General features: G+C 42.5%; 12 protein-coding genes. 4 read left to right on the top strand and 8 right to left on the bottom strand.

Going from position 1 to position 11,494, the window contains the following annotated elements:
* Window positions 1–15 precede the first annotated feature (15 nt).
* The 8 genes from AAC978_RS05675 to AAC978_RS05640 form a co-directional block, all read right to left on the bottom strand.
* Window positions 16–774: an ABC transporter permease gene (locus tag AAC978_RS05675; protein ID WP_341547066.1), complete on the bottom strand. Its 759-nt coding sequence runs from the start codon at window positions 772–774 to the stop codon at window positions 16–18.
* Complete coding sequence (locus tag AAC978_RS05670; protein ID WP_341547065.1) at window positions 707–1,546, bottom strand: ABC transporter ATP-binding protein; 840 nt, start codon at window positions 1,544–1,546, stop codon at window positions 707–709. Before AAC978_RS05670 ends, AAC978_RS05675 begins: the two co-directional genes overlap by 68 nt.
* 233 nt (window positions 1,547–1,779) lie before the next feature.
* Complete coding sequence (locus tag AAC978_RS05665; protein ID WP_341547064.1) at window positions 1,780–2,685, bottom strand: hypothetical protein; 906 nt, start codon at window positions 2,683–2,685, stop codon at window positions 1,780–1,782.
* Between the two features lie 234 nt (window positions 2,686–2,919).
* The gene (locus AAC978_RS05660) at window positions 2,920–3,303 is read right to left on the bottom strand and encodes a NusG domain II-containing protein (RefSeq protein ID WP_341547063.1); all 384 of its coding nucleotides are present in this window, start codon (window positions 3,301–3,303) and stop codon (window positions 2,920–2,922) included.
* A 16-nt stretch (window positions 3,304–3,319) separates the two neighbouring features.
* On the bottom strand, window positions 3,320–4,456 hold the full coding sequence (locus tag AAC978_RS05655) for an ABC transporter permease (protein ID WP_341547062.1): 1,137 nt from the start codon (window positions 4,454–4,456) through the stop codon (window positions 3,320–3,322).
* Between the two features lie 12 nt (window positions 4,457–4,468).
* Window positions 4,469–5,629 carry an ABC transporter permease gene (locus tag AAC978_RS05650; RefSeq protein WP_341547061.1) on the bottom strand — a complete coding sequence of 387 codons (1,161 nt, stop codon included), beginning with the start codon at window positions 5,627–5,629 and terminating at the stop codon, window positions 4,469–4,471.
* A complete protein-coding gene (locus AAC978_RS05645; RefSeq protein WP_341547060.1) occupies window positions 5,626–6,324 on the bottom strand; it encodes an ABC transporter ATP-binding protein in 699 nt (232 codons plus the stop codon). Before AAC978_RS05645 ends, AAC978_RS05650 begins: the two co-directional genes overlap by 4 nt.
* Window positions 6,325–6,374: 50 nt before the next feature.
* Window positions 6,375–6,962 carry a DUF2318 domain-containing protein gene (locus AAC978_RS05640; protein WP_341547059.1) on the bottom strand — a complete coding sequence of 196 codons (588 nt, stop codon included), beginning with the start codon at window positions 6,960–6,962 and terminating at the stop codon, window positions 6,375–6,377.
* 207 nt (window positions 6,963–7,169) lie between these two features.
* Here AAC978_RS05640 and AAC978_RS05635 point away from each other — a divergent pair, with 207 nt between their 5' ends.
* From AAC978_RS05635 to AAC978_RS05620, 4 genes are all read left to right on the top strand, one after another.
* Window positions 7,170–7,862 carry a response regulator transcription factor gene (locus AAC978_RS05635; RefSeq protein WP_341547058.1) on the top strand — a complete coding sequence of 231 codons (693 nt, stop codon included), beginning with the start codon at window positions 7,170–7,172 and terminating at the stop codon, window positions 7,860–7,862.
* Between the two features lie 3 nt (window positions 7,863–7,865).
* The gene (locus AAC978_RS05630; RefSeq protein WP_341547057.1) at window positions 7,866–9,269 is read left to right on the top strand and encodes a sensor histidine kinase; all 1,404 of its coding nucleotides are present in this window, start codon (window positions 7,866–7,868) and stop codon (window positions 9,267–9,269) included.
* Between the two features lie 144 nt (window positions 9,270–9,413).
* Window positions 9,414–9,881 (top strand): cytochrome c3 family protein, encoded by a 468-nt coding sequence (locus tag AAC978_RS05625; protein WP_341547056.1) that lies wholly within the window; start codon window positions 9,414–9,416, stop codon window positions 9,879–9,881.
* A gap of 15 nt (window positions 9,882–9,896) precedes the next feature.
* Window positions 9,897–11,468 carry a flavocytochrome c gene (locus AAC978_RS05620; protein WP_341547055.1) on the top strand — a complete coding sequence of 524 codons (1,572 nt, stop codon included), beginning with the start codon at window positions 9,897–9,899 and terminating at the stop codon, window positions 11,466–11,468.
* The last annotated feature ends 26 nt before the right edge of the window (window positions 11,469–11,494 follow it).

Genomic DNA, 11,494 nt, shown 5'->3' with positions numbered 1-11,494 from the left:
TAACCTTGAGATTATTTATGTCTTCGCTAACCCCCAACGAGTCAACACATTTCTTTCAATCCTTTGGAATAAAAGATTATCTAATATCATACCAATCACGGCAATAATGACCATAATCGAGAGAACTAAACTCATGTTCCCTACATCTCGTCCAAAGGTCAACATTTGACCCAACCCGCTTCCGCTGCCGATCAATTCTCCAGCCATAAGCGCTCGCCAAGCAAAGGCCCATGCTAGACGCATCCCTGTTATCAGGTAAGGAACTGAGGCCGGTAAGGTGACTTTCACGAAAAGCTGCCAACCTGAGGCACCCATAGTCCTTGCGGCCCGTGTCAAAACCGGTTGAACGTTGCGGATCCCCGTCGCTGTATTGGTTGTCATCGTCCAGGTACCACCTAGAGTAACAATAAAGATAATGGCTGTTTCAGACATCCCAAACCAGAGCAGTGCAAGTGGTAACCAGACGATGCTTGGTACACTTTGCAGCCCAATAACCAGCATTCCAACCGTTTCATTAATGATTTTAAACTTAGTAATACTAACCCCGAGTAAAACCCCGATCCCAATAGCTAAACCATAACCTATTAACAACCGCTGAAAGCTGGCCTTCAGTGCAATGATGAAACTGCCGTCTTGAAATCCATTCATAAGAGTTTGGGCAACAGTAAAGGGGGAAGGAAACATATAAGGAGGCCAAATCCCTAGTTTAAATATGACTTCCCATATCCCGATCAGAGCTCCAAGGAAGACGATTCGGCGTAACGTGGTAATCATGGTCCACCTCCTCCTGCATGACCTTTTCTATTTCTACTTTTAAGTCATCAAAGATCTGTCCTTCGATATAGGTCAAGTTGGGATCATTTTTACCTCTAGGTTGAGAATAAGGAATAGCAAATTCCTTAATAATCCGTCCCGGCCGTGTACCTAACAATACAATACGATTGGATAGCTGAACTGCTTCGTGGATACTATGGGTTACAAAGATGATCGTCTTTTTTGTCTTCTGCCAAATATCTTGTAACTCACTGTGAAGGAGAAGCTTGGTTTGCTCATCTAAGGCACCAAAGGGTTCATCCATGAGAAGGTATTTAGGATTCATGACCAAAGCCCGTGCAATGGCTACTCGTTGTTTCATCCCTCCAGATAATTCATGGGGATGGGCTTTCGTAAAGCGACCTAAATGCACCATCTTCAACGTTTCTTGAGCCATTTCTTCAGCTTGCTTTGAAGAAACGCCCTTGATTTTCAACCCAAACATAACATTATCGATAACCGATAACCAAGGAAAGAGAGCAGCTTCCTGGAAGACCATCACTCGATCACTAGCAGGGCCCGTTACGACTTGCTGATCCACAATAACTTCCCCCAGAGTAGATTTCTCTAACCCAGCAATGATGTTGAGCAAGGTTGATTTACCACATCCCGAAGGTCCCAGCAAAGAGACAAAGTCCCCATCGTTTACGGTAAGATTTACATTCACCAAGACATTCGTTTGTTTCCCATTTTGGGGAAAGCTTTTGCCTATGCCCTTAATCTGTATGGCCATGTTGATCACCTTCTTTATCTAAATCCTACTATTCCGCTTGATTTTGTTTTAAATCTCTCTTTGAATATTAACAAATCCTATTGGTTTAGTCAATATAAAAGAGCGATAAAATTAGAATAGCAATTTCAACAAGATGGATGTTCAAATAAAAAATGAGTATTCTTATTGGCAAAACTACCACAAGAATACTCATTTTGTGAACCTATGCTACGCAACTTTCTTTCATTATTCAGCTATTCTCTCTTAGAGGACTTCTCATATTCGTAGAGAGGAAGTTTAAAAGTCTGTTCAAAGCTATACTCAACATCGTTATTGCGAGTTTGGTTGAGAAACTCTTGAAAGGTTTCTAAGCCATACTTTTTGATTAGTGCATCTGTGGCTAAAAAACCTTGAGCTTCAAGATAATATAAGCTTTGCTCAGTGTTATCTAAAGGTAAGAGCTCACCCTTTTCCGCTAGATTCTGAATGCTTTCTCTCAACGCCACCGTTTCTACTTTGGCCTGAAAGGAATCGGCTACTTCATGGGCTGCAAGCCCCGTAACCCAGGCTGTCCCCTCATTCAACCATAATGGCAGTTTGCTAGCAACGCCTGCTTGGTTCAACGTGACATGAGTCAATTCATGGGTTAGAGCATTAGTAATTTCGTCTTTACCCTCCAAATTATAGAGGGGAATCCAAATGGAAGAATTCAAGGTAATGCCACCTGAGCTTTTAACAATCGTCGTGACATCTGATGAGGCAATCCCAGCTCCAAGGAGAGCCTGCCCATAAGATTCAGATGTGGTAAACAAAGTAATAGTAACCTTCTTGACCGGTAATAGCTTGAGCTTGTCTTTTAAAGTGGGCAAGGAAATCTCTTTAATAATTGTGGTATAGTCGCTAAGCTCAGTTTCAGTAATCCCAGCGTCACCGGCAACAAACGTAATCTTATCGGTGACCTGTAATTTTATACTAGATTCATCTGGTAAAGGTAAGCTCCCTATCCAATTTTCAATCTCAGTCTTCCTTATATAGCCTTCCGTCATATTCAGATAATGAGAAACCTGTTCAGCTTCTATAAATCGAGCATACGTTATTTGTATTTCATTTGAAAAGATGAACATAATAAGTGTGAAGAATAGGATAAGTACTCGTTTCACTATTTCACCTCTTACTGCGTTTTGGCGTAAAGAAAACCCGGCTTCGCCAAGCTTTTGATCACTCATCTATAAAGGCGAAGTCGCTAATTGTCCTTATACTGGAAGAAAGTATGCAAGGTCGTTATTCTCGCTGAAATGAAACAAAAATAACACCTCTAGATATTCTAACATGTTAGATCCTAATCTTGAGGTGTTAAATCTTGGATAGCGTTTTGAAAACTTCGGAAATATCTTTTAAAGTATTTCCTCCCTTGAATAATCATCCATCCCTTGAATGGTGACAATAATTTTATTGGGCAAACAAACAATGGCTTGGTTCGTACTATCGATCCATCCGGTATCTGAACAAATGCCTTTTGGACAGATTTCCTTATCCATCTCCTGCATTCTTACTCTGCCATTCTTCACTTCGATAAAACCAGTTTTGTCTCTAAACTTAAACTCATACGTTTGACTTTGTTCTTGAACCTCGAGGGGGATTCTTTGTTCAACCTCGTTTTCAACGACAATTACAATATTAGCGTCTTGATACTCCGTTTTCGCCAGTGCCATAGCCCCAAGTGAAACAACACTTATGAGTAAAACGCCGATGATAAGAAGCTTCTCAAGCTTTTTCATAATATAATCACATCACTTATATATACTTAAGCACATCCTGTAGATCTAATTTCAGTGTTCTCCAAACAGGGTATATCATTGCCACCATTCCTACTAATAGAGAAGCAACCACTAGGGCACTTCCTAGCCCTAGATGGGTCGAGAAGATGAAAGAATTATATCCTAAAAGCGGTCCGATGATTAAAGGAACAAATAGTCCTACGATATAGCCCAGCAGACTTCCCGCAAGGCTAACGATCAATGCTTCCCTGCCAAACAAGGTAAGAATATGCTTTTGGCGAAAACCAATAGCCCGAAGCACACCAAGTTCACGAGCTCGATCATTGACATTTCCCGCTAGGGTCACGATAATCACTAAAGCTCCGATTAACCCCATAGCTAAGGAAATAGTCCAGGAGAAGCTAGTAAAGCGTTCTACACTTTCTTTAGAACCTTGAACAATCTGAGTCACTTCAGTCACATTGGCCTCAGGTAATAAAGGAGATAATTGCGCCGCGGTTTGCGCTGTATCCAGCGTGTTGAGTTCAATTAAGGACCATTCTGTAGTGATCCCAGTCAGGGACCGAGCCGTATCAATCGTGGTAAAAACTCCTTGATCCTCTGACCCTCCGGTTTCTGCCATGATTCCTACTATAGGGTATTTAGCCTTACCAAAATCCACGATATCACCGACCTGGAGATTTGAATTCATAGCTAACTGTGAGCCAACAACGATTTCATTATCCTTTGGGACCTTACCATCAATCTTCCACCATGGCTTAATCTTGAGTTCCTGATCAAAGTCCACCCCCATAACCATATAGAGTTTTTCTGGGGATTGTATTGAGCCAATCACTTTAGGGGCGATGGTTACCTCTTCACCCATCTGTCTGTATATAACATCCACAGTCTTGGAATCAAGCTTCTTCACCTCATATTCCACACTGGAGACAGATAATCCCCCATAGCTCAAGTTCAATTGCTCCGTGCGTGGGCTAATGACGACATTGGCTCCGTACTCTGTTAAACTTTTTTGCAAGTCCTCCTTCATCCCCAAAGCAAGGATAGTTAAGGAGGAAATCGTTGCGACGATAAAAGCAAAGGTTAAGACAAGAAAAAGAGTTTTCCCAGGTCTTCTTCTCAGATTTTGCAGGGCGATATGATTAAGTGTCATAGTAACCTCCGATTAGAAGTAACGTAGAGCTTCTACAGGATCGAGCTTGGTAGCCTTCCAGGCAGGATAGATACTTGCTATAAGGCTGATTCCCAAGGCAGCCAGGATGGAGTATAGGACGAGGATCGGCTGAAATGGGACCTGAACGGTCATTTGAGCTAGCGAGGATCCAAAATTCATGGCTAATCCCATTCCTAGTCCGAATCCAATTAAACCACCCAGCACACTAACCAAGCTTACTTCGTATAGAAACATGCACAGAATGTGCTTTTTCCTAAAGCCTATGGCTCGAAGGACACCGATATCCCGAGTCCGCTCTTTTACAGCTGAAATCATGGACATGGCGACTACAAATCCACTGGTAATCAGCAAGATTACTGAAATGATCGTAGCGAAAAGGCTAAATTGCTGAACGGTATCGTCCCGTGACTCTAATGTGGATTGAAGAGCCGTCACTTTGGCTTCCGGTAATTTTTCACTCAGTTGTATCGTTACATCTTCGATTGGGCAAGTGTAGCAAAGAACAGCTGCTTCAATAAGATTAATGGCTGTGGGCTTGTTCTCTGCCTTTTGCAAAATAGTTAAATCCATAAAAATGGCCTGATCGTTCTCAATAGACCCAGTAGGTTGGATAATTCCACCCACGCGAAATTCCTGACCCTTAATTTGAACTAGCTGTTGAGGGCTTAGCTTAAGGATACGAGCCACTTCACTTCCGATTAGAATTTCATTGGCTACAGGAAGTTGTCCCGCCTCTAAACCATCAATCTTCCACCATTTCTTGAGACGAAGCTCGTCGGCAAATTGTACTCCTACGAGAAGTACTTTTTTATCTTGAATTGTTGCTTCAGCTAGTAATTTTGGCGATATTGTTGCTAGGGTCTCATTATTTTTAATCGTCTTCATCAAGGGAATCATCGATATGTCCAGTTCTTTTCCAAAACTTGTCCCCACGGTTACACCACCAAAGGATAAGGTTTCGCCCGCTTTTGGCAGGATCAGAAGGTTCGAACCAAACTGGTCGATTTTATCAGCGACATCCTGTTCCATAGAGCGGGTGGTGGTAAAGAGAAAGACGCTGGAAGAAACGCCGATGATAATACTTAATAGAAGCAAAAAAGAACGCAGCTTGCGCCTTTTTAGATTTCCTAAGGAAATGTCAAGGATCTTCATACTGCACCACCGACTACAGGCTCAGGACTTTTCACGATTATCCCATCCCGAATTTGCACTGAATGGGAAACATAAGCAAGATTCTCTAAGTTATGGGTTACCATAATAATGGTCTGTCCATCCCTGTTCAAGGCCTGGAAAAGCTCTAGGATTTCCTTCGCTGTTTTGCTATCTAGACTTCCCGTGGGTTCATCTGCAAAAAGAAGAACAGGCTCGTTAACTATGGCACGAGCAATAGCCACCCGGTTTTGTTCTCCTCCAGAAAGTTGGTTAGGTAAACGCATAGATTTTTGGCCCAATCCCACCTTCTCTAATACCCTTTGGGCCATCTCCCTTTGCTCCTTATCCGAATACTTGGTTATGGCTAAGGGAAGCATCACATTTTCTAAAGCTGTAAGATACGGAATTAACTGATATTGTTGAAAGACAAAGCCAATATATTCATGGCGAAAATCAGATCGTCTCTCCTCATCCAATCCATATACAGAAATATCATCGATTAAAACCTGTCCTTGGGTAGGTGGATTCAATGCCCCTAGAATACTGAGCAAAGTGCTCTTCCCTGACCCCGAAGGACCAAGCAAGGCCAGAAACTGGCCTTGGGTCACCTCGAGATTGATATTCTTAAGAGCATGAACAGCTCCCTCTCCACCTTGATAGGTTTTTGATACATTATCCACTTTGATTAGACTCAATTGATTCTCCTCCTAAGCTGCTGAGGTCTTCATCTTATAGCACCAAGATATTAAACTCTTGGCTTCCAAGCATCCAAAACAGCTTGATCCACTTCCAGTTTGTCTCCGTTTTGAGTATAGACTAAAAGATCTGGTGGATAGTCGGTGCATCCCCCGCCAATTCCTTTGAAGGAATCTAATTCCCACTTAGTATTACAAGCATTGCAAACGATTATATCTCCTTCAATCCTGAAAGAATCACTGTTGCAAGGTTCACAGATGCTGACAGCCACTACGACGCTACCATCGGGGCGAACCAATGCTGTAAGTGGAAGCGCTTTACCTCCGGCTTGATATTGCGTATAGATAAATTTCTTATCCTTAAGTTCCGATAGAGTCGAAATCACCACTTTACCATTTTCCGCCTTTACAGGGCCAACTTTAACTTGTTGGAGGGGAGTCGGTCCACTATAATCAACGGTTTGGCCAACAGTTGCAGTGGCGAATCGATCAGAGTCCGACTTATTATTGCCTGTTAAGAAGAAGCTTCCAGCGATAATCGCTACACCAAGAATAATCATACCGCCGATGAGAGGAGCTTTACTTTTCTTTTCTGGTTGGGAAAATCTCTCTTTTTTACTGTTTTGATCTTTACTCATTTAATATTAACCCTCCATCAATATTTCATTTCACTCTGCTTTGTCTTGATATTAGCCATCTATATTTTTGCTTAATTATATGATTTCCTAATGAAAAACTTATGAATTTCTCATGAATTCTAGGAACATTCTATGGATAACCCTATGCAACGCCTTTTTTGTCAAATAAAATAGAACTATGATATTAGATTTTGAGGTGAATTTCCTATGCGAATACTCTTGGTAGATGACGAAAAGAACATCAGTAACGTCCTTAAAGCTTACCTTCAGCAGGAAGGCTTTCATGTAACCACTGCGGTTAATGGCCTGGTTGCTCTAACCCTATTCAAAGAAAATCCTTATGACCTCGTCCTTTTAGATCTGATGTTGCCTGGCCTCACAGGCGAAGAAATTTGTAAGGAGATTCGTAAAATCTCTGCTACTCCCATTATCATGCTCACCGCTAAAGTTGAACTTGAAGATCGGATTCAAGGTTTTAACATCGGTGCCGATGACTATATTAGCAAACCCTTTAGTCCTCGGGAAGTGGTGGCGAGAGTCAAAGCCGTGTTACGACGCACTACTCTTGAGACGTCTCCCCTTGCCGATATCCTTACCTACGATAATGGTTTAGCCATCGATAACTCGCGTCATGAGGTCCGTTTGCATGAAAAAGTGGTCCCCTTAACCCCTACAGAGTTCAAAATCCTCTGTGCCTTAGCAAAATATCCAGGAAGGGTCTATTCCCGAGGTCAGTTGGTAGAGATTGTTCAAGGTCATGATTTTGGTGGAGATGAACGCGTTATTGACGCGCATATAAAGAAATTGAGACAGAAGATCGAGGCCGTTCCCAGCGATCCGAAAATTATCCTTACTGTGTATGGAATCGGCTATAAATTCAATCCCCATCAGGAGGAATAAACAATGCATAAACGACTATTTTTTTCCTCCTTCGCGATTATTCTCATAACCTTATTACTAAGCATTCTGTCCGTGAATCTGGTATTTCAAAAGCAATTCAGTGACTATCTTGCTCGCTCAACAGAAGAAACTCTGGAACAATTACCTGAACGTTTGAGCAGTAGTTTTCTTAGTCATGGGTGTTGGGATAAAGACTCCCTTTATGATATTGCACACTCCCTTCCCCTAGGAACTCATATCTTGCTTAAAAAACCTACCGGAGAAACAATCATGACCCTAATCAATCCCATGGAAACAATGATGCAAAGTGACTCCGAAATAAACATGGGTATGGGGATGGATATGGGACTAAACTATGCAGTCGAAGAATGGAAAAGCAAGACCCTGGCGATCTATAGTCCTCAGGGAATCCTGGCCTTTGCGGATGTTCGCTATCCTGCGAGAGCTAAGGTTCTAAATCCAGCCGACCAATCTTTCGTCTCGGCTATCTATCAATCCTTGCTCCTTGCCGGGCTCCTTGCTCTTATCATCGGCAGTCTACTCAGTTATTGGATCAGCCGTCGCTTAACCACCCCCTTGCAAACCTTAACTCATGCGGTTCAGCGCGTTGGAGAAGGCCATCTTGATCAACAAGTTTCTGTGATGACCCGGGATGAAGTGGGACAATTAGCAACGGCTTTTAATGGGATGGCGGATAACCTAAAAAAGCAAGAGCATCTCCGCAAACAATTCACAGCCGATATCGCTCATGAGTTACGTACTCCTTTAACCTCCATCCGCAGCTATATTGAGGCTTTCCAAGATGGAGTACTTCCAGCAGATAACGAAAACCTTACCATCATTAATGAAGAAATTGAACGCTTGGTCGAGTTATCCAGTGATCTTAAGGATCTCAATGTGGCAGAGATGGGTGCCTTACAACCGAATTTTACTCAAGTAGATATCAGCGAACTCATTGATAAAACAGTGAATAAGCTCTCTCCTCTCATCCAAGAAAAAGGGATAGATCTCGAATGGGATAAGCCGGACTCGTTTCTCATAGAAGGAGATGAATATTTATTAACTCGACTTTTCTATAATCTTCTCCACAATGCTTATAAATTTACAGAAAATCCGGGAACAATCTCAATTCTCATGGAGACTGAACCGAATGATATCCTTGTTTCTGTTCGTGACTCGGGGGTTGGTATTCCTGAAAAGGATCTTCCTCTGATCTTCGAACGTTTTTATCGGGCAGAAAAGTCCCGCTCTCGGGAAACAGGGGGTACGGGTATTGGGCTAGCCTTAGTTAAACAGATTACTCTTCTTCATCAAGGGACACTAGAAGTTAAAAGTGCACTAGGCGAAGGGAGCCAATTTACAATCTTACTTCCCCTTAGCATTAAAGAACAGTTTAATAATCAATAGCAGTACCTCTCTATACAGAAACTTGGTTGTAGGCCAAGTTTCTTATTATTTTGTGGAAGAGTCTTAAGTAGCTTAACTGTGTCAGTATAAAATTCTTACAAGAACTAAAAATAATAATATTTCACAGGGAAGGGAGACGCATGTATGTTCAAAAATGAAGGAGGCTCGCTAAAAGGAAAGCTTTTAGTACTTATGCTCGGTCTATTGGTTATCATTGTAGCCGTGATAGGATGTACAACACAGAACAAAAATCAACCAAACCAACCAAATATCCAACAAGGTAGCCAACCCCCAACCACTCAGACAGCTGATCGTCAAAACAACTCTCACTCTAAGATGGGAGTAAAATGTGAGCAATGTCATGTCACTGAAGGAAAACCCGTGACCAAGCAGCAATGCCAAAGTTGCCATAAAAACATAGAAGACCTCAGAGCGAAAACTAAAGATATGGATCCCAATCCTCACGGCCCTCATCATTATGACCTAGAAGATTGCACCATATGTCACTCCGTTCATGGTAAATCGCAAATGATGTGTTCCCAATGCCACGATTTCCCATGGATCAAAGAGTTAGACAAAGAGTGGGAAATTGTAGGAGAAACTAAACAGTAGAGAGGGGAACAAACCATGGCTAAAGAATTGGTCGGAAGAAGACAGTTTCTAAAGAAAATGGCGCTGACTGGTGTGACTCTTGTAGGTGCTGGCGCATTAGCAGGTTGTGCTAATGCCAGCCAAGGTCCCAGCACTACTAATACAAATAATGCAGGCACAACGAAAACAGCAGGTGGACTAAACTGGAATGAAGAAACGGATGTTATTGTGGTTGGCAGTGGGTTTGCAGCTCTATCGGCAGCCCTAGAAGTCGTGGAAGCAGGTTCCAAAGTCATAATCCTCGAGAAAATGCACGTTGCAGGCGGAAACTCGACGATAAATGGTGGAGATATGTGCTGTGCCAATACGAAAATGCAAGCAGCGGCTGGGATTAAAGATTCAGTCGAGCTTATGGTTAAGGATATGCTCAAAGCAGGTGGTAACTTAAATCATGTTGACAAAGCCACCATTGTTGCCGAAAAGTCCAATGAGGCCTTAGAATGGTGTCAAAATTACTTGGGCATAAAGTTTCGCGAAAAGCTCAATTTTCACGGCGGTCACTCTGTGCTTAGAGCTCATCAAACAGAAAATGCCTCAGGTTCAGGCTATATCAAACCGATGCTTACAAAATTAAATGAAAAAGGCATCTTCGTTGCAAAGAAAAGGAAGGTCACTCGGCTTATTGAAAACGACGAACAACGAATTATTGGGGTAGAGGTTCGTGATGGGTACAAATTCGGGGATGAGAACAGTGGCACCCTCATGCTCATTAAGGCCAATAAGGCTGTTATCTTAGCTTCTGGTGGTTTCTCCCAGGATATTCAAATGCGGGTGATCCATGAACCTAGACTTACGGATAAGTTTACGAGCACCAACCATCCCGGTGCCACAGGAGAGTTACTGAGAGAAACCTTAAAGCATAATGCTATGGACGTCCATTTAGACTGGATTCAACTTGGTCCCTGGACAAGCCCCGAAGAAAAGGGGTTTGGCTATGTTCCGCAATTCGTTGAGCGACTGGTGGGCTTCTCGCCGATGATTGATGTAAAAACAGGGAAACGTTTTATCATGGAAACAGGGAATCGTAAAGTCCGTGCAGACGCCATCATCGCCTTAGGCGAACCAAGTATCCTTGTTGGTGATGAATATGCTGTAAAACTCCAAATCCTCCCCAAAATCTTAAAGGGCGCCATGGAAGTAGGCGCAATCAAAAAATATAATACCCTTGAAGAAGTTGCTAAAGCATACAAGATTCCCGTCGAACCCTTTCTCGCTGAAATGAAACGTTGGGATTCTTTTGTACAAAAAGGCAAGGATGATGACTTTAATACCATGATTATGAAAGGTGCCAAACCTACCCGTGAAGCACCTTTCTACGTCACGAGATTATGGCCGAAGGTTCACCATACTATGGGCGGTCTCGTAACAAACGTCAAATGCCAAGTTATTAATCAAGATTTCCAACCGATAAAAGGGTTATACGCAGCTGGTGAAGTAACGGGTGGCGTGCATGGGGCAGTTCGTTTAGGCGGCGTTGCCTGCACAGATTGTATTGTTAACGGGCGTATCAGTGGACAAGAAGCTGCGAAGGAGCAGCCTTGGACCTAGAAACACCAATTATTCGATCAATACAG

The sequence above is a fragment of the Desulfitobacterium sp. THU1 genome (genome assembly GCF_038181555.1).
Lineage (GTDB): Bacteria > Bacillota > Desulfitobacteriia > Desulfitobacteriales > Desulfitobacteriaceae > Desulfitobacterium.
The sequence above is the reverse complement of the archived record's forward strand: the minus strand, read 5'-3'. Positions and strand labels throughout refer to the sequence as shown.

Bases quoted from the DNA above. Each gene is read 5' to 3' on its own strand.
- AAC978_RS05675 (WP_341547066.1), bottom strand. From the start codon at position 774: ATGATTACCACGTTACGCCGAATCGTCTTCCTTGGAGCTCTGATCGGG.
- AAC978_RS05670 (WP_341547065.1), bottom strand. From the start codon at position 1,546: ATGGCCATACAGATTAAGGGCATAGGCAAAAGCTTTCCCCAAAATGGG.
- AAC978_RS05660 (WP_341547063.1), bottom strand. From the start codon at position 3,303: ATGAAAAAGCTTGAGAAGCTTCTTATCATCGGCGTTTTACTCATAAGT.
- AAC978_RS05655 (WP_341547062.1), bottom strand. From the start codon at position 4,456: ATGACACTTAATCATATCGCCCTGCAAAATCTGAGAAGAAGACCTGGG.
- AAC978_RS05650 (WP_341547061.1), bottom strand. From the start codon at position 5,629: ATGAAGATCCTTGACATTTCCTTAGGAAATCTAAAAAGGCGCAAGCTG.
- AAC978_RS05640 (WP_341547059.1), bottom strand. From the start codon at position 6,962: ATGAGTAAAGATCAAAACAGTAAAAAAGAGAGATTTTCCCAACCAGAA.
- AAC978_RS05635 (WP_341547058.1), top strand. From the start codon at position 7,170: ATGCGAATACTCTTGGTAGATGACGAAAAGAACATCAGTAACGTCCTT.
- AAC978_RS05630 (WP_341547057.1), top strand. From the start codon at position 7,866: ATGCATAAACGACTATTTTTTTCCTCCTTCGCGATTATTCTCATAACC.
- AAC978_RS05625 (WP_341547056.1), top strand. From the start codon at position 9,414: ATGTTCAAAAATGAAGGAGGCTCGCTAAAAGGAAAGCTTTTAGTACTT.
- AAC978_RS05620 (WP_341547055.1), top strand. From the start codon at position 9,897: ATGGCTAAAGAATTGGTCGGAAGAAGACAGTTTCTAAAGAAAATGGCG.